This window comes from Leucobacter tenebrionis (assembly GCF_019884725.1).
In the GTDB taxonomy this organism is placed as follows: domain Bacteria; phylum Actinomycetota; class Actinomycetes; order Actinomycetales; family Microbacteriaceae; genus Leucobacter; species Leucobacter tenebrionis.
This window is the reverse complement of the sequence record NZ_CP082322.1, coordinates 627,683-649,225: the sequence shown is the minus strand read 5'-3', so window position 1 is coordinate 649,225 and position 21,543 is coordinate 627,683. Positions and strand designations below refer to the sequence as shown.

At 70.3% G+C, this 21,543-nt stretch carries 14 protein-coding genes and 2 tRNA genes; 7 read left to right on the top strand and 9 right to left on the bottom strand.

Annotated elements, in window-relative coordinates; all coding sequences use genetic code 11:
* Positions 1-463: 463 nt before the first annotated feature.
* A tRNA-Met gene (locus tag KVY00_RS03090) sits at positions 464-537 on the bottom strand.
* A 174-nt stretch (positions 538-711) separates the two neighbouring features.
* Here KVY00_RS03090 and KVY00_RS03085 point away from each other — a divergent pair.
* Positions 712-2,583 carry a heavy metal translocating P-type ATPase gene (locus tag KVY00_RS03085; protein WP_223044285.1) on the top strand — a complete coding sequence of 624 codons (1,872 nt, stop codon included), beginning with the start codon at positions 712-714 and terminating at the stop codon, positions 2,581-2,583.
* An 85-nt stretch (positions 2,584-2,668) separates the two neighbouring features.
* Here the strand turns inward: KVY00_RS03085 and KVY00_RS03080 are convergent.
* A tRNA-Met gene (locus KVY00_RS03080) sits at positions 2,669-2,742 on the bottom strand.
* Between the two features lie 181 nt (positions 2,743-2,923).
* On the opposite strand from KVY00_RS03080, the gene KVY00_RS03075 reads away from it, so the two are divergent.
* Complete coding sequence (locus KVY00_RS03075; RefSeq protein WP_223044284.1) at positions 2,924-4,453, top strand: S1C family serine protease; 1,530 nt, start codon at positions 2,924-2,926, stop codon at positions 4,451-4,453.
* Between the two features lie 79 nt (positions 4,454-4,532).
* A complete protein-coding gene (locus KVY00_RS03070) occupies positions 4,533-6,941 on the top strand; it encodes a CDP-glycerol glycerophosphotransferase family protein (RefSeq protein WP_223044283.1) in 2,409 nt (802 codons plus the stop codon).
* A 73-nt stretch (positions 6,942-7,014) separates the two neighbouring features.
* Here the strand turns inward: KVY00_RS03070 and KVY00_RS03065 are convergent, their stop codons facing one another.
* Positions 7,015-8,055, bottom strand: a complete 1,041-nt coding sequence (locus tag KVY00_RS03065; RefSeq protein ID WP_223044282.1) for a glycosyltransferase family 2 protein — start codon at positions 8,053-8,055, stop codon at positions 7,015-7,017.
* Between the two features lie 178 nt (positions 8,056-8,233).
* Between KVY00_RS03065 and KVY00_RS03060 the strand changes: the two genes are divergently transcribed.
* Positions 8,234-9,454, top strand: a complete 1,221-nt coding sequence (locus tag KVY00_RS03060; protein WP_223044281.1) for a CDP-glycerol glycerophosphotransferase family protein — start codon at positions 8,234-8,236, stop codon at positions 9,452-9,454.
* Between the two features lie 97 nt (positions 9,455-9,551).
* Here the strand turns inward: KVY00_RS03060 and KVY00_RS03055 are convergent, their stop codons facing one another.
* Together KVY00_RS03055 and KVY00_RS03050 are read right to left on the bottom strand one after the other, a co-directional pair.
* Positions 9,552-10,289 (bottom strand): ABC transporter ATP-binding protein, encoded by a 738-nt coding sequence (locus KVY00_RS03055; protein WP_223044280.1) that lies wholly within the window; start codon positions 10,287-10,289, stop codon positions 9,552-9,554.
* 1 nt (position 10,290) lies between these two features.
* Positions 10,291-11,079: an ABC transporter permease gene (locus KVY00_RS03050; RefSeq protein ID WP_255572731.1), complete on the bottom strand. Its 789-nt coding sequence runs from the start codon at positions 11,077-11,079 to the stop codon at positions 10,291-10,293.
* 356 nt (positions 11,080-11,435) lie between these two features.
* Between KVY00_RS03050 and KVY00_RS03045 the strand changes: the two genes are divergently transcribed.
* The 3 genes from KVY00_RS03045 to KVY00_RS03035 all read left to right on the top strand — a co-directional run bounded on the left by KVY00_RS03045 (position 11,436) and on the right by KVY00_RS03035 (position 14,212).
* Entirely contained in the window at positions 11,436-12,242 is an 807-nt protein-coding gene (locus tag KVY00_RS03045; protein ID WP_255572730.1) for an ABC transporter ATP-binding protein, read from the top strand.
* On the top strand, positions 12,212-13,783 hold the full coding sequence (locus tag KVY00_RS03040) for a hypothetical protein (RefSeq protein WP_223044278.1): 1,572 nt from the start codon (positions 12,212-12,214) through the stop codon (positions 13,781-13,783). Before KVY00_RS03045 ends, KVY00_RS03040 begins: the two co-directional genes overlap by 31 nt.
* A 156-nt stretch (positions 13,784-13,939) precedes the next feature.
* Positions 13,940-14,212: a DUF3039 domain-containing protein gene (locus tag KVY00_RS03035; RefSeq protein WP_223044277.1), complete on the top strand. Its 273-nt coding sequence runs from the start codon at positions 13,940-13,942 to the stop codon at positions 14,210-14,212.
* Between the two features lie 118 nt (positions 14,213-14,330).
* On the opposite strand, the gene KVY00_RS03030 is transcribed toward KVY00_RS03035, so the two are convergent.
* From KVY00_RS03030 to KVY00_RS03015, 4 genes are read right to left on the bottom strand one after another with little or no spacing between them, the layout of a single operon-like run.
* Positions 14,331-15,653: a nicotinate phosphoribosyltransferase gene (locus KVY00_RS03030; RefSeq protein WP_223044276.1), complete on the bottom strand. Its 1,323-nt coding sequence runs from the start codon at positions 15,651-15,653 to the stop codon at positions 14,331-14,333.
* A 34-nt stretch (positions 15,654-15,687) separates the two neighbouring features.
* A complete protein-coding gene (locus KVY00_RS03025; protein WP_223044275.1) occupies positions 15,688-19,197 on the bottom strand; it encodes an error-prone DNA polymerase in 3,510 nt (1,169 codons plus the stop codon).
* Positions 19,197-20,867, bottom strand: coding sequence for a DNA polymerase Y family protein (locus KVY00_RS03020; RefSeq protein ID WP_223044274.1), 1,671 nt, complete (start codon positions 20,865-20,867; stop codon positions 19,197-19,199). The genes KVY00_RS03025 and KVY00_RS03020 overlap by 1 nt, the downstream gene beginning before the upstream one ends.
* Positions 20,864-21,514: a hypothetical protein gene (locus tag KVY00_RS03015; RefSeq protein ID WP_223044273.1), complete on the bottom strand. Its 651-nt coding sequence runs from the start codon at positions 21,512-21,514 to the stop codon at positions 20,864-20,866. The genes KVY00_RS03020 and KVY00_RS03015 overlap by 4 nt, the downstream gene beginning before the upstream one ends.
* Between the last annotated feature and the right edge of the window lie 29 nt (positions 21,515-21,543).

Genomic DNA, 21,543 nt, shown 5'->3' with positions numbered 1-21,543 from the left:
CACCCATCATCAGGGCGGCCCGGCCGGGAGGATGCTCCCGGCCGGGCCGCCTCGGTGTTTGAGACAGTGTGAGAATCGCCGGTGATTCGCGGGAGATCGGGCCCAGGCGGCCGAACTCTGCCGGTTTCCGGAGAATCGCCGGAGTTCTGCCAGGCCCAGGGCCGTGCTGCTTTCGCATCCGACCTCTTCGACCAGCAGCAGACGTCGAGCACCTCTCGCAGGCCCCGTTCGAGCCGGAGCACGGGTTCCCTCCGTAGCCGAGGGCGATCGTGTCGTCGGTGCGGGGGAGACGGGTGAGACGCGCCAGCGGCTCGACGAGCACTCCTAGCTTTGCGAGGCGGGTGGCCGTTTCGGTGCCGCTCGTGCCGTTCGGGCGCTGCCTGGGCAGGAGTGATCCGGTTCGCAGCGCCTGGAAACCAAACAGCCTCTGATCAGTTTCACCTGATCAGAGGCTGTTTCTTCGTTGCGGGGGCAGGATTTGAACCTACGACCTCCGGGTTATGAGCCCGGCGAGCTACCGAACTGCTCCACCCCGCGGCACACCTCCAATCTACTCAGAGGTGAGCCGACATCCAAATCGACGCGCGGACGGTGGTGTTGAGGCCTAAGAGGAGGATGTGCGTGGGCGCGGGCGGCGAGTGCGGGCGCGGCTCCGTTCGCGATAGCCTGGATCTGTGAAACAGCTGATGCAGAACGCCGACTGAGGATCACGTGAAGCGCCTGCGCACCGCGATCCGTGCTTATCCGTTCGTCTTCGCGACCCTGCTCGTCGCGATAGTGGGGCTACTCCTTCTGCTCACTCCGGCTCACCGTCTCGTGCCGTGGCTTGTGAGCGCGTACGCGATCGGCATCGCGGTGTGGCAGGCGGTCGGTATGATCCGTTCTCTGCTGCGGGGCCATGCCGGGCTCGATATCCTGGCGGTCACCGCGATCGTGGCGACAGTGGCGGTGGGCGAGTACTGGGCCGCACTCGTGGTGGTGCTGATGCTCACCGGAGGAGAGGCGCTGGAGGATTACGCGCAGCACCGTTCGCAGCGCGAGCTGACCGCGCTGCTGAGCCGGGCGCCGCAGCAGGCGCGTCGCGAGATCGAGATCGACGGTGCACCGGGCTTCGAGACGATCGACGTCGATGATGTCGCGGTCGGCGATGTACTGCTGGTCAGGCCGGGGGAGTTGGTGCCGGTCGACGCGGTGCTGCTTGACGAGGCGGCAGCGTTCGACGAGTCGTCGCTCACGGGCGAGAGTCTGCCGGTGGAGCGCGTGGCCGGTGAAATGGTGGCCTCCGGTGCGGTGAACGGGCGGGCAGCGGTGCGGATGCGGGCAGTCGCGGTCGCCGACGACAGCCAGTATCAGCAGATCGTGACCCTCGTTCGCGAAGCGCAGGAGAGCAGGGCGACGACCGTGCGCCTCGCGGACCGCTACGCCGTGCCGTTCACGCTGCTCTCCCTCGCGATCGCGGCCGCGGCCTGGGGGGTGAGTGGCGAGGCCGTCCGCTTCGCCGAGGTGCTGGTGGTGGCGACGCCGTGCCCGCTGCTGATCGCGGCCCCGGTCGCGTTCCTGGGCGGCATGAGCCGGGCGGCGAAGGCGGGACTCATCGTGAAGGGGGGAAGCGTGCTCGAGCAGCTCGCCCGTGTGCGGTCGGTGGCCTTCGACAAGACGGGTACGCTCACCACGGGTCGACCCGAACCGCGCCGTGTCGAGCCTGCCGCCGGTTTCGATGAAGACGAGGTGCTGCGGCTCGCCGCCTCCGCGGAGGTGTACTCCTCGCACGTGCTCTCGGGTGCCGTCATTCAGGCGGCGAAGCTGCGCGATGTCGAGCTGCTGCCGGTCGAGGCGGCCGAGGAGCACGCGACGAACGGGGTCGCGGCCCGTATCTCCTCGGGCGTCGTGCGCGTTGGAAAGCCGGCCTGGATCGCCGAGCACGCGAAGGGAATGGTCCGTGCGCGGTTGGAGGCCGGGGAGCTCGCGATCTACGTCTCGCTGGACGACCGTTTCGTCGGCACGATCGTGATGCGGGATCGCCTCCGAGGCGATGCGGCGAGCACGGTGGCGGAGATGCGCGCGCTCGGAGTCGAGCGCATGGCGATGGTCACCGGTGATGTGGCCGCGACCGCGGCTCCCTTCGCAGCCGAGATCGGCATCGAGGAAGTGCACGCCGAGTGCCGCCCGGCGGACAAAGTGCGGATCATCGCCGGCATGGGTCCCCGCCCGCTGATGATGGTGGGTGACGGCCTCAACGACGCTCCCGTGCTGGCCGCGGCCGACGTGGGTTTTGCGATGGGGGCGAAAGGTGCGACGGCGGCGAGCGAGTCGGCTGATGTCGTGAATCGTTTCGACCGGATCTCCGGCGCGGCTGAAGCGGTGAGGATCGGCCGGGACACCGTGCGCATCGCGCTGCAGAGCATCTGGCTCGGCATCGTGATCAGCGTCGGACTGATGGTCGTCGCGGCACTCGGTTTTCTGCCGGCCCTCGTCGGCGCCTGGCTGCAGGAGGCCGTCGATCTCATCGCGATCCTCGGCGCCCTCCGGGCACTGCGGGCGCCGAGGCATAGTAGTGGGGAGCGTAGAACCCGTCGCCGATAGAAACCGATACTCGAGCGCTGGACCGCGGCGCCTGGAAACCAAACAGCCTCTGATCAGTTTTAGCTGATCAGAGGCTGTTTCTTCGTTGCGGGGGCAGGATTTGAACCTACGACCTCCGGGTTATGAGCCCGGCGAGCTACCGAACTGCTCCACCCCGCGGCACAAGAAATAACTATACGTGGAGGCCGACTCGAATGCAAATCAGGGATGGAGCTGACCGGAGGTCGCTGCCAGGGCCGCACTCTCCCGCATCCCGATGATCCGCAGGCGACATGCAGTGCTCGTAAATGCAATTCATAAGTTCGCAGGCCAGGGTAGGAGCAAGAGAAGGGAGCCCCCAATGACGACCACCCCCGAGAACGACCGACCGGGCGCTCAGTACGACCCCTCCGCTCAGGTGAGCGCCGGCGAGGGCGCTGCGCCGCAGCACACCGACCAGGCGGGAGCCGAGCGGTCGGCGCCTCACCCGGCGCCGATGTCTCACACCGCGCCGACGACGCAGTTGCCAGAGAACGTCGCCGAGCACCAGCAGACGGCTGCGTGGCCGCAGGGTGCGCCGGTCGGCTCGAGCGCCCCGGGTGCCCCGGCCGGTCCGGCCGGCCCAAGCGTCTCGGCCGGCCCGAGCACCCCCGCCGGGACTGCGACCGCTGCCGCCCACCCCAAGAGCCGCAGCGGCGCGCTGCTCGCCGGTCTCGCGATCGGCGCGCTGCTCGGAGGCGTGGTGGGCGGAGGGGTCGCCGCGATCGTCGCCTCGAACGCGGCCCCTCAGACAGTGGCCCAGAGCGGCAATTCGGGCACGCTGACCCTCAACAACGCCGATAACGCGACGCAGATCTCCGGCGTCGCCGCGGTCGCGACGCCGAGCGTCGTCACGCTCGAGGTCGCGGGCGAGGGGGCGTCGGGCTCGGGTTCGGGCGTGATCTACCGCGAGGACGGCTACATCATCACCAACGCCCACGTCGTCACGCTCGACGGGGCGACCTTCGACCCGCAGGTGCGCGTCAAGCTGAGCGATGGCCGCATCCTCGACGGGGAAGTGGTCGGCACCGCTCCCTACGCCGACCTGGCCGTGGTCAAGGTCGACGCCGACAACCTGCCCGCGATCAAGACGGCGGATTCGAGTCAGCTCAACGTCGGCGACCTCGCGGTCGCGATCGGGGCGCCGCTCAACCTCGCGAACACCGTGACGAGCGGTGTGGTCAGCGCGGTGAACCGAGGGATCTCGGTCGGCAGCGCACTGGTTCCTCAGGACCCCACGCCGCAGCAGGACGAGGGGGGAAGCGGTTCGGCTCCGTGGGACTTCCGCTTCGGGCTCCCCGGCGAAGACCAGCAGCAGGAGCAGCAGCAGTCGAACAGCGGCACCGTCACGCTCCCGGTCATCCAGACGGATGCCTCGATCAACCCCGGCAACTCGGGCGGCGCACTGCTCAACGGTAACGGAGAGCTGATCGGCATCAATGTCGCGATCGCGTCGCCCACGAGCTCGCAGGGCGTCGCGGGCAGCGACGGCCTCGGATTCGCCATCCCGGTGAACCTGGCCACCCGCGTCGCAGACGAGATCATCGACGGCGAGAAGCCCTCGCACGGCCTGCTGGGCGCCTCGGTCGCCGACTCCAGCCAGGACACCGATGAGGACGCGAACCATGCCGGGGGCCTGCTCGTCGACGTCCCCCGGGGCGGGGCCGCCGCCAAGGCCGGTCTGCGCGCGGGGGACGTCATCACCGCGGTCGACGGTGTGCCCGCGGTCGACGGAACGTCGGTCTCGGCCCTCGTGCGCATGCACGAGGGAGGGAGCAAGGTTTCCATCGAGTACACCCGTGGTGGTCAGCCGCACGAGACGGAAGCCACGCTCGGCACCCTCGAGTGGTGAGGGCGCGCGGAGTAGGGCATGCGGACCGCGATAGCCGCCCCTCTCCGCGCACCCCGCTCTCGGCGGTAAGCTGACTCCGATGAGTAACGCCGGATTCAGCTTCGCGAGCGGCAATCTCGCCAAGCTGCTCGCGCTTCCCAAGTACCTGCTGTCGCTGCTCGTCTCGTGGTTCGTTCCACGGGACGAGCAGCGCTGGGCGTTCGGGAGCGGTATCGGCGTCGGAGAGGGCGCGTTGGCCCTCGCCCGTGCCCTGCGCGCGGCCGACCCCGAGGCCCGCATCACCTGGCTGGTGGCCGATGACTCCGAAGCCGCGATCGCGCGGGCGGAGGGGTTCGAGCCCGTGCTCAGGCGGGGCCGCTCGGGGTACTGGGCGACGCTGAGAGCCGGCCGGATCGTGGTCACCCACGGTCTGGGGGACGCCAACCGGTTCGGGATCTACGGCGGCACCGTCGTGCAGCTGTGGCACGGTGCGCCCCTCAAGCGGCTGCACCTGGACTCTCCCGTCACCACCGCCGTGCGGGGCCCCGCGCCCGTGCGGGCGCTGCTGCGACGCATGTATCTCGCCGGTTCGCGCGAGGTCGACCTGTTCGTAGCGGGCTCGATCACCGCGGCGGAGCGCCTGCGCTCGGCGTTTCGCGTCGATCCGGGCAAGGTGCGCGTGCTCGGCGATCCCAGGGACGACGAGCTCGCGCAGCAGGCGCGCGACCCCGAAGCGGCCGCCCGAGCGCGGGACAGGCTGATCGAGGCGCTCGGCGACTCCGGAGCGTCGATCTCCGAGTCCGAGGCGATCGTGCTCTATGCCCCGACCTGGCGTGACGGGGATGCCGATCCCGGGGTCCCGACCGCGACCGAGATCGAGACGATCCGACGCACCCTGCGCGAGACCGCAGCGCATCTGCTGATCCGATCGCATCCGCTCGGCGTCGGGGCCTACGAAGCGCTGCTCGGGGACCGGGTGCACCTGCTCGGCGCGGATCGCGTGCGCGACATCACTCCGCTGCTCGGCGGCGTCGACACCGTCATCACCGATTACTCCTCGCTCGCCGTCGATTTCTCCTTGCTCGGGCGTCCGATCGTGTGGTTCGCACCCGACCTCGAGCGCTACACCGCCACCCGCGGCCTCTACGAACCGCTCTCCGTGACGAGCGCGGGGCGCGTGGAGCATGACTGGGGCGACGTCTCCCGCCGCCTGACGGAGTTGCACGGCAGCGTCCATGCATTGCGCGCGGCCCAGGCCGACGCGAGAGCGCTCGCCGCCCGATTCCACGCCCACCCCGAGGGGGGAGCGGCTCAGCGGGTGCTCGCCGAGATCCACCGTCTGAGCCTTCCGCCGAGTCAGCTGGTCACGGCTGGGTCGGCGTTCTTCGAGAGCTTCTACGGCAGGCAGGTGAGCTGCAATCCGCTGGCGATCGACCGCGAGATCGCGAGGCGGTTCCCGGCCGTCACCCGCTACTGGAGCATCACCAGCGAGCGGCAGCGGGTGCCCGACGGCGCCGTGCCGCTGCTCGTCGGCGGACGCGAGTGGTTCGCGGCGCGTCGAACCGCGCGCCTGCTGGTCGTCAACGACTGGTTGCACGGGGGAGTCGGCGGGCGAGGCGGTTTCCGTCGCGGTCGCGGGCAGACCGTGCTGCAGACCTGGCACGGCACCATGCTCAAGCACCTCGCGCTCGGCCGCCCGCACGTCGGGCTGCGCACCCGCATCGCCGTCCATCGCGAGAGCAGGCGGTGGAGCCTCATGCTCTCGCAGAACCCCCACTCCACCGAGCAGTTCCGATCGAGCTACGCCTTCCGGGGCGAGATCCTCGAGACGGGCTACCCGCGCGACGACAGGCTCGCCCGCGCGATGGTGGGGGCGGAGCGCAACCCGGTCGTAGTCGGCACGGCGCGAGCGGCGCTCGGGATCGACCCCGGATCGTCGGTGCTCGTCTACGCCCCGACCTGGCGCGACGGCGGGCTCACGCTCGTCGACGACCTCGATGTCCGGGCGCTCGCCGCGGAACTCGGCCCGGAGTGGACGATCGTCGCTCGCGGTCACACCCGCACTCACGCGTTCGGCAGCTACGGCGGTTTCGGAGCCTTGGACGAGGCGGCCGCCCGCGTGATCGATGCGTCGCAGCACCCGGACGTGAACGATGTGATTCTCGCGGCCGACCTGCTCGTCACCGACTACTCCTCGATCATGTTCGACGCCTCCGTCACGCACCTGCCCACGGTCTTCTTCGTTCCCGACCTCGCGGCCTACCGCGATCGCGAGCGCGGGTTCACGTTCGATTTCGAGCGGGAAGCGCCGGGACCGCTGCTCTCGCGGCGCGAAGAGGTGGTCGAGTGCGCTCGCGAGCTCGCCTCGCACGGACTCGATGCGGCGTGGGTGCGGGACGCGGCTCCCGCCGCCGATGCCTGGCGGCGGCGCTTCAACCCTCACGACGACGGACGCGCCTCGGAACGGGTGGTCGACGCTCTGGTCGAGCGGGGCGCGCTCGGGGAGTAGCGGAGCCCAGGGCCTCGGGGAGGCGGGGATCAGCGCGAGGCGCTCGCGGGAACCGGGATCGGCGCGCGGCCCCTCACACGCGCGAGCGGTCCACCACGCGGCCGCCCCCGAGCACGATGCCGCGGAGGAAGCCGGATCCCCAGCTCAGGTGCATGGTCACGAGCGTCGCCGCCGTGAGGAGGCGATCCCGCAGTCCTCGCTGATCGGGGATCCGTGCGGTGGCGTAGGCGATCCCGAGCAGATACAGCAGCGCGGGCGCCGGCAGCAGCGACCACCCGGAATCCCAGGGGAGGACGCCGCAGACGAGCAGCACGAGCCCTGCCAGGCTCGCCGCGATCCCGAGCACCAGGAGTCCGGGGGCGAAGAACCGCCAGGGGTTCGCGCGGCCGTAGCGCCGCACGAGCACGGCGCGCCAGGCGCCGGTCGCGAAGAACTGGCGCGCCAGATCGCCGAGGGAGGCGCGGGGCCAGTAGGTGACGCCGAGGGCGGGCTCGAACCAGACGAGGTAGCCCGCGCGGCGGATGCGCAGGTTGAGCTCCCAGTCCTCGCCGCGCAGGATCGTGGGGTCGTAGCCTCCCACGGCCTCGAGCGCCTCGCGCCGGAAGATGCCGAGGTAGGCCGATTCGGCCGGTCCGGGTTGCCCGTCGCCGTGATAGGCGCCGCCCCCGAGGCCGAACGGACTGTTGTATCCTCGTGCGATCGCCGACTGCACCGGGCCACGACCGGCGGCGCGCATCACGCCGCCCACGTTGACCGCGTTCTCGCGGCGCAGCGCCGCGATGCCGCGCCGGGTGTAGTCGGGTGTGAGCTCCGAGTGCGCGTCCACGCGCACCACCACGGGGAAGCGGCTCGCCTCGATCGCCAGGTTGAGAGCCGTCGGGATGTGGGTCGCTGGGTTCTCGACGAGGCGAACCCGCGGATCGTGCTCCGCGAGCGAGGCGGCGATCTCATCGGTGCGGTCCCGTGAGGGGCCGAGGGCGAGCACGATCTCCTTCTCGCCCGCGTAGTCCTGGGCGAGGATCGTGTGCACGGCGGTCTCCAGATACGCCTCCTCATTGAGCACCGGCATGATGTAGCTCACAGCGGGCAGCTCTGGAAGGGGCGGGAGAGTCACCCGTCGATCTTCCCACAGGAGCGTCGAGGTCGGCTGACACCGCTTCTCACGCGATCGAGATGACTCGGGGCGCCCCTCACCGGGGCCATCGGGGGTCACAGGCGTCATTTCGATCACGGAGAGGGGGCGGGTGGCGGGATCTGGGTGGGACTCAGAGGAGGAGCGATATTCTGAGGGGATGCAACTGGCGAAAGACGCGAAGCGCGCGGTGCGGCTGGCGAAACGTGTGCTGAAGGGCCGGCGCGCCTACTTCGATCTCAGGGCCCGGCTCCAGGAGCGCGGCCCGCTGCCCGAGCAGCACTTCCGCGTGGGCGTCTACTTCGCCGACAGCGACGTCAACATCTATCAGATGCGCCAGTGGTACGCGCCGCTGAAGGAGCTGTCGAAGCGGTGGCCGGTGCTGGTGCTCGCGCGCAACGCGGCCGGCGCGCGGCAGCTCATGCAGGAGAGCGGTCTCGACGTGGCCTTCGTGCAGAAGGTCACGGACATCGAGCGCGTCATCGAGGAGCAGCCGCTCGAGGTGGTCCTGTACGTGAATCAGAACACCCGCAACTTCCAGATGATGCGCTACGGGCAGCGCTGGCACGTGTTCATCAATCACGGCGAGAGCGACAAGATGTACATGACCAGCAACCAGTACAAGACGTACGACTGCGCGCTGGTCGCGGGCGACGCCGCACGCTCGCGACTGTCGAAGGCGCTCTGGGACTACGATGTGGACCGGCGCACGATCCCGATCGGCCGCCCGCAGGCCGACCATCTCACCGGCACCCCGCCGTTCGTGCCGGACGACCGCACGGTGGTGCTCTACGCCCCCACGTGGGAGGGCGACCGACCCGCCGCGTGCTACGGCTCCGTGGCGACCCACGGCGAGAGGCTGGTGCGCGAGCTGATCGCCACAGGCCGTCACCGGGTCGTGTACCGCCCGCACCCCCGCAGCGGGGTGGTCGACGCCGAGTTCGGCGCCGCGAACGCCCGCGTCATCGAGATGCTGGAGGAGGCGAATCGGCAGGATCCGGCGGCGCAGCACGTCTACGACACCTCGCCGACGCTCGGCTGGCAGCTGAGCCTGCCCGATGTCGCGATCTGCGACATCTCGGCGATGGTCTACGACCGTCTCGCCACGGGCAAGCCGCTCATGGTGACACGCCCGGTTGCTCCCGAGGCTGAGGTGGACGAGGGCGGGTACCTCAGCGTCTGCGAGTGGCTCGACGCGGATCAGGCCGGCGATATCGTGTCGGTGCTGGATCGCGTGATCGGCGACGAGGCCGCGCGTGAACGGCTCGGAACCTGGTCCCAGCACTACTTCGGGGACACCTCGCCGGGGGCGCCCACCCGCCGCTTCCACGAAGCCATCGAGGGGCTGCTCGCGAAGGCCGAGGAGTGGCGGTCGCGCTAGGCGCGCTGCGTGCCGGGCCGCGGCATCGCGCCGCCGCAGCCGGCGGCCACCCCGCCGCGCGCCCCGCCGCGCGCCCCACGACGGGGGAGGGCGCGGATCACGCGGGATGGTCCGTGTTGTAGCGATCCAGCACGTCCTCGATCGGTCCGTCGAGCGCGAGCCGGCCCTTGTTGAGATACAGCCCCCGGGTGCAGAACCTGCGCAGGTCGCCCTCGCGGTGAGAGACGAGGAACAGGGTCTTACCCTGGGCCAGCAGCTCTTCGATGCGGCGGTAGCACTTTGCCCGGAACGCCTTGTCGCCCACGGCGAGCACCTCGTCGACGAGCAGCACGGGCTCGTCGAGCTGCGAGACGACCGAGAAGGCGACGCGCACCTTCATGCCGCTGGAGAGGTGCTTGAAGGGAGTGTCGATCACCTCCTCGGCACCGGCGAACTCGATGATGTCGTCGAATCGGTCGGCGATCTCGCGACGGCTGAGACCGTGCAGGCCCGCGGCGAGGTTGACGTTGTCGCGCACGGTGAGGTCGCCGACGAAGCCGCCCGTGATCTCGATCAGGGGGGCGACCCCGCCGTGCACGGTCACCGACCCCTCATCGGGCAGCAGCACTCCCGCGACGAGTTTGAGCAGTGTCGACTTGCCCTGCCCGTTGCGGCCGACGACGCCGATCGCCTCACCCGGTCGAACGTCGAAGGAGACCTCGCGCAGCGCCCAGAACTCGCCCGGGCGGCCACGGCGTCGGCGACCGGCGAAGAGATCCTTGAAGCTGCGGCGTGAGCCGCGGTTGCGGCGGAACCGGATGCCGAGTCCCTGCACGGAGATGATTGCGTCGCTCACGTCATAGCTCCTTCAGGACGCCGCCGATGGAACGGTTGAAGAGGATGATGCCCGCGGCGAGGATGACCGCGGTGAGGCCCGCGGAGGTGGCGACGAGCGGCCAGTCGAGCTGATCGGGGAAGAAGCCCGCGCGGAACAGCGCGAAGATGCCCGAGAGCGGATTGAGCCAGGCGAGCGGCTGCGCGAACTCGGGAAGGTCGGCTGCGCCGTAGATGACCGGCGAGGCGTAGAAGCCCATTCGGAGCAGCAGCTTGATCGCGCGCTCGAGGTCGCGGAAGAACACGACGAGGGGAGCGAGGATCAGGCCGATCCCGAGCGTGAAGGCCGCGAGCAGCACGACCGCGAGCGGGAACAGCACCACGCCCCACCCCACGTGGGCGCCGCTGAAGATAGCGAAGAGCACGAGGACCGGGATGCTCAGCAGGAACTCGACCCCCTTGGTGCAGATGATTCGCCCCACCCAGATCCATCTGGGCAGCGCCACCGATCGCACGAGCTTGAGGTCGCGCAGGAACGCGTTGCTCGAGTCGCTCACCGCGCCCTGCACCCACACCCACGGCATGAGCGCGGTGAGCAGGAAGACGATGTAGGGCGCCTCGCCCACCGTGCGGTGGAACACCTGGGTGAAGATGAACCAGTACATCAGGCTCATCAGCAGGGGATCGAGGATCGACCACAGGTAGCCGAGCGTCGAGGTCGAGTACCGCACCTTCAGGTCGCGACGACTCAGCATCCACAGCGAATGCCACGTCGTCGCCCGCGAAGAGCGGGATCGGGGGTAAGAAGTCACACTGCCATTCTGCCGGTTTCCGGCTCCCGGCGAGCGCACACTCTCCGAGCCCGATGATTTGATAAATTAGACACGTGCCGCCCGTATCGCCTTCGACCGATCCTGTTTCCGAGCCGGAAGAGAGCTCGAGGCCGAGCGAACCGGTTTTCGACGACCGAGAGGCGGCGCCCCCGCGGGGCGCCGGATCCGGCAGCGCTCCGGCCTCGCCGGCCGGGTCGCCGCGCGTGCGCCCGAGCCGCACTTCAGGCGGCGCCGGGAGCGGTGCCGCAAGTGAGTCTGCTGAGAGCCGGAGTGCGGCCGAGCCCGCCTCCGCGGCTTCGCCGCGCACCGGTCGCATTCAAGTGCCGGTGCCCTCGGTGGTGCGAGCGAGGGAGCGCGGCCGGCTGGCCGAGCAGAAGCCGATCGTGCTGCGCACCGAGATGCTGACCAAGACCTACGGCTCGCTCGTCGCCGCGAACGAGGTCTCGATCGAGGTGCACGAGGGATCCTTCACCGGTGTGGTCGGCCCCAACGGTGCGGGCAAGACCACCACGCTCTCGATGATCAGCGGCCTGCTGCGCCCGACCTCGGGTCGCGTGAGCGTGCGCGACGTCGACGTCTGGAGCGACGGGCCCGCGGCGAAGCGCCTCATCGGCACCCTGCCCGACCGCCTGCGTCTGTTCGACCGCCTCACCGGTGCGCAGCTGCTCTACTACTGCGGCGTGCTGCACGGCGTCGAAGAGGGGACGGTGGCGCAGCGCTCGGCGGAGCTCGCCGAGGCGTTCGGCCTCGAGTCGGCGCTCGGCCGCCTCGTCTCCGACTACTCGGCCGGCATGCAGAAGAAGATCGCGCTGGCCTGCTCCATGATCCACGCCCCCGAGGTCCTGGTGCTCGACGAGCCCTTCGAGGCGATCGACCCGGTCTCGGCCTCGAACGTCACCGAGATCCTCGAGAAGTTCGTGGGCGGCGGCGGCAGTGTGGTCATGTCGAGCCACAGTCTCGACCTGATCCAGCGGGTCTGCGACCACGTCTCGATCATCGTCGACGGCAGCGTCATCGCGCAGGGCACCGTCGACGCGGTGCGCGACGGTCTCAGCCTGGAGGAGCGGTTCACCCGTCTGACCGGCATGAGCGATGCAAGGAAGGGGCTGGAGTGGTTGCACGGCTCTTCCGACTCCGAGTAGCGCTGCTGGGGGGCGCGTTCAGGGGATCGTTCGTCAAGGGCCTGCGCACCTCGCTGCTCTACGTTCTGCTCGCCGCAGCCGCGGTGCTCCTCGCGGTACTGCCCGCCCGGCTGCTGCCCGAGGGCTCCGACCGCGCGATCGTCGACGTGATCATCGGCACGATCGTGCTCGCGGCGGCCTTCGTGGTGCCGTTCTTCGAGAACCGGCGCAACCTCGAGCCGCGGCAGTTCGCGCAGTTCCCCGTGAGCTCCGGCGCCATCGGGCTCTCACTGCTGCTGACCTCGATCGCGACCTGGCCTTTCCTCCTGCTGCTGGTCTGGCTGATCGCTCTCGGTGTGCTGCGGCCCGAGTGGGCCGAGCCCGGCTGGATCGCTCCCGTCGCACTGCTGCTCGCCGCGATCCTCGCCCTCTGCAGCGTGCGTGTGACATCGACGCTCTCCAAGCTGATCGCCGGCGCGCGCAACGCCGGAACGATTCGCACGGTGGGCGCGGTGCTGCTCGTCGCCTTCCTGCCTGTCGCCGTGTTCGCGGCCGCCACGGCGTTCGGCGCCGAGGGATCGGCCGCAGCCGCCGCGGGTGCCGAGGTCGCGGGCTGGACCCCGTTCGGCGCGCCCTTCGCAGCACTGGCTCTGGCGTCCGCGGGCGATCTCGACGGAGCTCTGCTGCGCCTCGCTGTGACGGTCGGCGCGATCCTGATCCTGCTGCTCGTCTGGTTCCCCCTCGTGAACCTCGTCAATCAGCGGGTCGACCGCCCCGTCGCCCCCGACGCCGCCCGCTCGGGCCTCGGCTGGTTCGAGCGCTTCGCGGCGCAGCCCGGCCAGGTGATCGCGGCGCGCGAGCTCACCTACTGGGCGCGGGATCCGCGATACCGCGTCGCGCTCTTCGCGATCCCGATCGCACCGCTCGTGATGCTGATCGCGTTCGCCGTGGCGGGCGCCGATCTGCGTGCGCTGTCCCTCGTGCCGCTGCCGGTCATCCTCCTGCTGCTCGGCTGGTCGCAGCACAACGACGTGTCGATGGACTCGACCGCGATCTGGGAGCACGTGGCGAGCGGCATCCGCGGTCGCGCGGATCGCGCGGGCCGCCTCGCCCCGGTGCTGCTCATCGGTCTGCCGCTCGCGCTCATCGGGTCGAGCATCACGGTGACGATCCTCGGCGAGTGGCGAGTGCTGCCGGCGGTGATCGGCATGAACGTGGCGGTGCTCTTCGCGGCGTGCGCGGTGTCGAGCGTGTTCTCGGTGCTCATGCCCTACCCGGCGACGCGCCCCGGCGACAGCCCCTTCTCCCAGCCGCAGTGGTCGGGATCGGGATCGGGCCTCGCGCAGACGCTGTCGATGATCTTCGCCCTGCTGCTCGCCGTGCCCCCGGTGTGGTTCGCGATCAGAGCGATCCTCGACGTCGAGTTCGTGAGCAACATGTGGGCGCTCGCGTTCGGCCTCGGATACGGCCTGGTCGTGCTGCTGCTCGGCGTGTTGATCGGCGGATGGCTCTTCGATCGCAGCGGGCCCGAGCTCATCGCGGTCACCCAGGTCTTCGACTGACGCGGTAGGTGCGCTCCGGGTGACGGGCAATGAGGAGATCGCTTTCCAAGCAGGTGGAGATCCTCGAATCGGCCCGCATGGGCGTGGATCTCCTCCTTGGGCGCCGATGAGGCCCGCGGGCTGACACACTTCGAACTCCGGGAGTACAATTGCCCCATGGGTATTTTCTCGCGTGATCCGGATACCGCTGGCGGGGGCACCGATGTGCTCGACCGCGAGCTCGAGAAGCTGCTCGAGGATTCGCAGATCGAGGACGGCGACCACGAGCGCTTCTCGCACTACGTTCCCAAGGACAAGATCCTCGAATCGGCCGTGACCGGCAAGCCGGTGCGCGCGCTCTGCGGCAAGAAGTGGACGCCGTCGCGCGATCCCGAGAAGTTCCCGGTCTGCCCCGATTGCAAGCGGGTCTACGAGCGCATGAAGAAGTGACCGACGCAGTCGGTCATCCTGCGGGCGCGTAGGACATAGGGCGTCGTCCCGTCCGTCTCCGGGCGCGGGGGCGCATCATCCCGTCATCCTGCGGGCGCGGAGCGCAGGATCTCCCCGCTCAGCGGTACTCGGTGGGGATCGCGGGATCGCCGCGGGTGAGGCTCAGGGCGACCGGCGGCAGCTCGGCGAGGCGCATGCGGTGCCTCTCACGGGCTGCTGCCAGCCCTTCAGTGCCGATGTGCTCGGGCAGGATCTCGCCGGCCCGTACGAGCGGGACGAGCACCTCGCGGGTCTTGCCGGGAAGGTCCTCGCCCTCCGGTTCACCGCCGGGGCCGTCTCCGAGCAGGATCAGTTCGGCCGTCGCGGTGCCCCTGGGGTTGTAGCTGCGGCGCACGCTCTTGCGGCCGCCCACGGATGCCTTCTCGGCCGACTTCTTCGCGACCGAGATCCACTCGCCGGCATCGTTCTGATGGGCGACCAGCTTGTACACCATGCCCATCGTGGGGGTGCCCGAGCCGACCACGACCGACGTGCCGACGCCGAAGCTGTCGACGGGGGCCGAGGCGAGCGCAGCGACGGTGTGCTCGTCGAGATCGTTCGTCACGGTGATGCGCGTGCGGGTGGCGCCCAGCTCGTCGAGGAGCCGGCGAACCTGCGCGACGACCACGGGAAGGTCGCCCGAGTCGATGCGGACGGCGCCGAGCTCGGGGCCTGCGACCTCGATGGCGGTGCGCACCCCCTGCTCGATGTCGTAGGTGTCGACGAGCAGGGTGGTGTCGGTGCCGAGGGCGGCGACCTGCGCCTCGAAGGCCTGTCGCTCGCTGTCGTGCAGCAGCGTGAAGCTGTGGGCGGCGGTGCCCATGGTCGGGATCCCGTAGAGCCGGCCCGCCTCGAGGTTCGAGGTGGCGCTGAAGCCGGCCAGGTATGCGGCGCGTGCGGCGGCGACGGCGCTGTACTCGCCGGTGCGTCGCGAGCCCATCTCGGCGAGGGGCTTGCCGCCCGAGGCGTGGCTCATGCGCGAGGCTGCGGTGGCGACGGCCGAGTCGGCGTTGAGGATGCTGAGCGCGAGGGTCTCGAGCAGCACGCCCTCGGCGAAGCTCGATTCGACGGTGATGAGGGGGGAGCCGGGGAAGAAGACCTCGCCCTCGGGGTAGCCCCAGATGTCGCCTGAGAAACGGAAGTCGGACAGCCAGTCGAGGGTCGCGGAGCTCACGACCTGCCGCTCGCGCAGATACTCGAGTTCGGCTTCGGTGAAGCGGAAGCGCTCGATCGCGTCGAGCAGACGGCCGGTACCGGCGACCACACCGTAGCGCCGCGCGCCGGAGAGGCGTCTCGCGAAGAGCTCGAAGACGCTGCCGCGGTGGGCCGTGCCCGCCTGCAGGGCGGCGTCGACCATGGTGAGCTCGTAGTGGTCCGTGAGGAGAGCCGTTGACGTGTGCACGCCGCCAGCATATCCGGTGCCGGGTCGGCGCAGCTCAGCGGAAGTCGCGCGAGGTGACGCCGGCCGGTGCGGCCAGCGGCTCGAAGGCGTCGGCGATGATGTTGATCACCCCCTCGGGCGAGCGCTCGACCATGCCGCGGATCACGAGCGCGGGGGAGGACCGCGCCACGAGTCGGTTGCGCAGCCAGACATCGCGCCAGGTCACCACGTTGACGCTGCCCGCCTCGTCCTCCAGCGTCACGAAGACGATGCCGCCGGCGGTGCCGGGGCGCTGGCGGTGCGTGACGAGGCCCGCGACCTCCACCACGGTTCCGGGCGGTACCAGGCGCACCCCGTCGGAGCGCACCACGCCCCTCGCATCGAGTGAGTCGCGCAGCAGCTCGAGCGGGTGCGCGGTGAGCGGCACTCCGGTGGTCCACATGTCGAGCGCGGTCTGCTCGGCTGGGTTCAGCACGGGGAGCAGCGGCGGCTGCACGTGCACGGCGATGCCCGGCAGGAAGCGCTCGCGGTTGTCTGCCGCCGGGGCAGCCGACCAGAGCGCTTCCCGGCGGCCGATCCCGAGGCTCTCGCAGGCACCGGCTGCCGCAAGCGCCTCGATCCTGCTGCGATCCAGGTCGGCCCGTCTGGCGAGATCCGCGAGGTCCGCGAAGGGTGCTTGCGCTCGGGCCGCGGCGATGCGCTCCGCCGCCGCGGCCTCGATGCCGCGGATCGCGGTGAGGCCGAGCCGCACGGCGAAGGCGCCGTCGCGGCGGTGGGCGGCGCTCGTGTCGCGTGCGCCCGGATCGAAGGGGCCGGCGGGTGGCTGATGAGGATCGAGACAGGAGTCGAGCCCCGTGAGGCGGGGTCCGCGCACGGGATCCGCGCCCGCGAGCGTTTCGAGGTCGGCCTCGGGCGCCGACCGCTGCACGTCGGGCGGCAGCACCTCGACCCCGTGCCGCCGCGCGTCCTGCACGAGCTCCCTGGAGGAGTAGAAGCCCATCGGCTGGGAGCGCAGCAGGCCCGCCAGGAAGGCCGCCGGGTAGTGCAGTTTGAACCATGAGCTGACGTAGACGAGCAGCGCGAAGCTGAGCGAGTGGCTCTCGGCGAAGCCGAAGTCGGCGAAAGATTTGATCTGCTCGTAGAGGCGGGCGGCTGCATCGTCGGGGATGCCGTGGCGCTTCATCCCGGCGAAGAGCTTCGCCTCCAGGCTCTCGATCCGCTCCTCGCCGCGCTTCGAGCCCATCGAGCGGCGCAGCAGATCTGCGTCCTCCCCATCGCAGTTGCCGATGGTCGTGGCCATCTGCATGAGCTGCTCCTGGAAGATGGGCACGCCCAGGGTGCGTTTGAGCACGGGCTCGAGGAGCGGATGGGGGTAGGTCACCGCCTCCTGGCGGTTCTTGCGCCGCAGGAAGGGGTGCACGGCTCCGCCCTGGATCGGGCCGGGCCGGATCAGCGCGATCTCGATGACGAGGTCGTAGAACTCCCGCGGGAGCAATCGCGGAAGGGTGTTCAGCTGCGCCCGGCTCTCCACCTGGAACACGCCGACCGCGTCTGCTCGGCACAGCATGTCGTAGACGCCGGGTTCCTCCTTCGGAACCGTGTCGAGCGTCCACCGCTCGCCCGTGCTCGCCGCGACGATGTCCATCGTCTTCTGCAGGGCGCTCAGCATGCCGAGTCCAAGCATGTCGAACTTGACGAGGCCCATCGTCTCGCAGCTGTCCTTGTCCCACTGCAGCACGGTGCGGTCGTCCATGCGGGCGTGCTCGATGGGGCAGACCTCGCCGACGGGCCGCTCCGTGAGCACCATGCCGCCGGAGTGGATGCCGAGGTGGCGCGGGGCCTTCAGGAACTGCCGGGCCAGCCGCTGCACGGCAGGCGGGATCGGGCTCTCGGGATCGTCCTCGATGCCGCTCCAGCGCTCCAGGCCCTTGGTCCAAGCTCTCTGCTGTCCGGGGCTGTAGCCGAGGGCCTTGGCGGCGTCGCGAATCGCCGCCTTGGGCCGGTAGCTGATGACGTTCGCGACCTGCGCCGCGTTGCGGCGGCCGTACTTGCTGTAGACGTACTGGATGATCTGCTCGCGCCGCTCGGAGTCGAAGTCGACGTCGATGTCGGGCTCCTCGTCGCGCAGGCTCGACAGGAAGCGCTCGAAGGGGAGGTCGTATCTGATCGCGTCGACCGCCGTGATGCCCAGCACGTAGCAGACGGCTGAGTTCGCGGCTGATCCTCGTCCCTGGCACAGGATGCCTCGGTTACGGGCCTCTCTCACGAGATCGTGCACGATGAGGAAGTAGCCGGGGAAGTCCTTCTGCTCGATGACCCTGAGCTCCTGCTCGATCCGGGCTCGATTGAGCTCGGGGAGGGGCGTTCCGTAGCGGGCCTCTGCGCCCTCCCACACGAGCTTCCGCAGCCAGCTCATCTGCGTATGCCCCTCGGGCAGATCCAGTTTCGGCAGTTTCGGACGCGCGGCTTTCAAGGGGAAGGCGAGTTCCCTGGCGAGCGGAACGGTGCGCGCGACCGCGTCGGGGTGACGGGCGAACCTGCGGAGCATCGCGGCTCCGCTGCGCAGGTGGGCGGATCCGGTCGCCGGCAGGTGCGGGTCGAGCTCGTCGAGGCTGCGCCTCGCGCGGACCGCGGCCATGGCCTCGGCGAGCGGGGACTGCTCCCGGGTGGCGTAGTGGACATTGCCCGTGGCGACCGTGGGGAGGCCTCTCTCAGCGGCGAGGGATGCGAGACGCGCATTGACGGAGTCATCGCCGGGGTGACCGTGATTCGTGAGCTCGACATACACGCTCTCCTCGCCGAAGAGCGCGGTGAGGCGATCGAGTTCCGCCAGCGCCAGGGTGTCGCCGATCTCTCGGCTCGAGGCGGACCGGTGCGTTCTCGCGAGGGCTCGGTGCACGGCGCCCTTGCGGCAGCCGGTGAGGATCACCCAGTGGTCCCTCCCAGCCGCTGCCAGCTCTTCCAGATCGTAGACGGGCCTGCCCTTCTCGCCGCCGGCGAGCTGCGCCTCCGTGATCGCTCCGGCGAGGCGGTGATACCCCTCCGCCTGGCGCGCGAGTACCAGCAGGTGCGTGCCGGTCGGGTCGGCGGCGCCCAGCTGAGGGGCATCGAGCCCGAGCGAGAGCTCGGCACCGTAGACGGTGAGCAGCGGCTGGTGCCCCTGCGTCCCGTCTTGACCGTCCCGGCTCTCCTCCCCGTCACGATCCTCCCTCTCCTGCTCCTTTCGCTTCGCCTCTCTGGCCTGAGCCTCTGCGGCCTCCGCGAACTGGGAGGCCCCGTAGAAGCCGTCGTGATCGGTGAGCGCGATCCCGGTGAGCTGGAGGCGTGCGGCCTCCGCGACGAGCTGCTCGGGCGAGGACGAACCATCGAGGAAGCTGTAGTGGGAGTGGGCGTGCAGCTCCGCGTAGGGGACGGCAGGGGCCGAAGGCTCGGGTCCGGGAGCGGCGACGGACTCGGGAGCGGCACCGGGATCGGGGGCAGGATCGGGCTCGACGGTATCCGGGGCGCGCCCCGAGAGCCGTCGCTCGAATTCCCGCCACGGCAGCGGTGAGTTCTGCCAGCCCATCAGTCGTACCTCCCCTCGGCGTACCAGCGCCCCCGCTCGTGCAGCAGCAACCAGGCATCGCCGTCGCCGAGCTGCACCTGCAGCCTGAACCGTTCGGGGGCGCCTCGCCACCACTGCTCTCGCACGGGCCAGGGGATCGACCAGTCGCTCACGGGAGCGTCGAATACGGTGGGACCCACGCGGAGGCGTGCAGGCCGAGCGGTGAGCAGATCCTCCTCGTCGATGTTCACGGTGCGGGCGTGCTCGTCTCGGAGCTCGGCGGGGAGAGGCTCGGGGAAGACGAGGCTGGGCTTCGGCCCCGGGAGAGCTCCGGGCCAGGGACCGGCGGCGGAGTCGCGCGCCGCGTGCTGCGCCGAATGGGCCGTGTTCCACGGCACGAAGCGCTGCCGCGCGGCGAGCATTCGCCCGCCGGCGAGTTCCGCCGTGCCGACACCGGTGTGTCCGAGTCGGCTCTGGGCCCTGCTGAGGTGGTGGTGCACCCGTGCGTCGGGTTCGGCGCTCCACAGGCCGGGCTCATGAGCGGAGGCGCGATCGGTGTGCGCGGGGGACAGTCGGACCAGGGCGATACCCGTGCCCTCTCGTCCGCCTTCTGCCGGCGTATGCTTCGACGGCAGCGCGGCGACCTGCCAGCGGATGCGATTGACCGCGTCGGCGGCCGTGAAACGGTGGGGGTGCGCCCACACCCGCTCGTGCCGCACACCGAGATCGTCGGTGAGTTCGACGCGCAGCCCGGTGCAGACGAGGCGGTCCTCTGCGAGCCCCGAGATGAAGCGCTCGGCGAGCGCCATGCATGCGAACGCGAGCTGCTCCGAGTTCTCCACGGGAGGTTCGAGGGGGAGTTCCACCGCGAGGTCGCGCATCGGTCGCCGAGGCCGGACTTCGGAGCCGTGCCGCGGGCCCGAAGCGGATGCGCGCCGATGCGCAGCCACCCCGGCGGCCCCGAACCGCTGTCGCACCGCATCCTCGGGAAGCGCGGCCAGTGCGCCGAGCGTGCGAATGCCGAGACCGCTCAGCACCTCGGCGAGGGCGGGTTCTGCCGCGCGCGACACGGGGAGATCGCTCAGAAAGGCCGCCGCGGCACCGGGGGGCACGATGCGCACGCCCTCCCGGGGCGCCGTCACCGCGGGGTCGCCCGAGCCGGCACGGGCGGCCTGCTCCGCGGCGAAGCGGCCATCGGCGATCCCGACTCGCGCGTCGGCCAGGCCCAACTTCGCGGCGAGCGCCAGGATCGCCGCTGCGGCGCTCTCCTCGCCCCCGTAGTAGCGGGCGGGGCCGCGAGCGCGCATGGCGCAGAGACCCGGACGGAGCGGTTCGACTCCGGGGATGAGGCGTTCGAGCTCCGCGATCACCGGAGCGAATCGACGCTCGTCGGTCTCCGGGTCATGCGGGTGCACCGCGAGGCTCGGGAGGCGGGACTGCGCCTCGGCCTCCCGTAGCCCCGCGCGCACCCCTTCGGCGCGCGCCGCGCCCGAGCATGCCACCACCCGGCGATCCGCGACCAGCGCGATGTGCGGCGAGTCCTGAGTCTCAGCTCCTGCGGCCTCGGCCTCCCGCAAGTGGGCGATCACCGGCCAGTCGGGGACCCAGAAGACGATGATCCGCTCAGCCGGGTTCGAAGCCGCGCTCGAAGCCGTGCTCGCCGCGGCGCTGCTCCCGAGTCCGCCACTCATCGGAGCACCAGCCTGCGCACTTCGCCGGCATCGGGGTCGGCGATCGCGCCGCCCGTGAAGCGCACGGCGTGGCGACCGACGCCCCGGCGATCCTGGGTCTGCACGATGAGTTCCCGATCCTCGAGCAGACCGTGCCCCTGACCGAGCCCCCTCCAGTGAGATGCCGTGACCCGCAGCGTGCTCTCGGGACGGGGCCAGTCGCCCACCGCGACCAGCGCCGATCCATGCTCGCGGAGCCGCGCCGAGACCCGTTCGACAGCGGTCGGACGGGGGTGCTGCACCCCGCACACGACGACGAGGGTGAGGATCTCGCTCAACGCACCAGCCAATCCCACCGTGTCCGCACCCGGATCGGGGATGAGTACGCAGCGGTCGAGTGCGACCCCGAGCGCGGCGGCGGCTTCGGCCCCGAATGCAGGGCAGCCGATCACGCCGCACCACGCGCCGGTGGACGAGGCCTCGGCCAGCATCGCGAGGGCGAGCTGGAACGATCCGTGAACGGCGTAGCTGGCGCCCTTCCGCAGGGCGCCGCCCGGGAACAGCCGACGCAGCCCTGCCGCTGTGGGGAGCGCGCGATCGTCGAGCCGCAGCGGCTGCATCTCGGTGATGCGCTGCTGGAGCGAGCGAACGGTCGCGGTGGAATTCATGCAGCAATATTCGAACATATGTTCGAGTA